1 protein-coding gene is annotated in these 758 nt (G+C 44.3%); it reads left to right on the forward strand.

What is annotated here, in order from left to right; genetic code table 11:
* Positions 1–21: 21 nt before the first annotated feature.
* A partial coding sequence (locus tag LMF89_RS25415; RefSeq protein WP_500797133.1) for a glycosyltransferase family protein occupies positions 22–758 on the forward strand: 737 nt, incomplete at its 3' end.

The following is a 758-nucleotide window of genomic DNA, read 5'->3' on the forward strand; positions in this document are numbered from 1 at the left end:
GGATTACTTGGGGCTCTGGTATTGGCAACGAGTCTGGAATATTTTTATTTGGGTAACGCAGCTGTTACGGATATGACACTGACTTTTTTCCTTATGGCGGCACTGCTGTCATTTCTTCACCGGAAATATTATCTACTATACGGATTCGCCGCTTTTGCCGTAGTGACAAAGGGGCCAGTTGCTATTTTCTTTTGTGCTGTGATTATTGGACTGTACTTGATTGTGACAGGTTCGCTGAAAACCATGAAGAGTATGAAACTTGTAAGTGGGGCTGCGCTTTTTGCAGCGATTGCTTTGCCTTGGTATGTGACGATGTACTTTATCCATGGAATGGCGTTTATTGATACATTCTTAGGTTTTCACAATGTAACACGTTTTTTACAGCCGGAGCACGCGTCAGGGAAGCTATGGTATTACTATATTCCAGTGTTAATCCTGGGCTTCTTCCCTTGGACGGCTTTTTTAGGCCAGGCTTTGATTGCAGGGGTAAAAGAGAAAGGGGAGCATCGTAGTACCTGTATCTTTTTGTGCATATGGGCTGCAGTAGTATTTGGATTCTTTTCACTGTCTCAGACTAAGTTAATCTCGTATATTCTGCCAATGTATCCGCCCTTAGCGATGCTGGTTGGTTACTATTTGGACAAAGCGTGGACAGAAGAACGTTATAGGGCGTTAAAAGGCTCTGCCATCATTTTCGGAGTCGTTGTCTCATTCCTGATCGCAGGCTTGTTTTATTCCGGAACGGCGGTGACGGCAGA

Origin of the sequence: Pelosinus baikalensis (assembly GCF_020819555.1) — a bacterium.
In the GTDB taxonomy this organism is placed as follows: Bacteria; Bacillota; Negativicutes; order DSM-13327; family DSM-13327; genus Pelosinus; species Pelosinus baikalensis.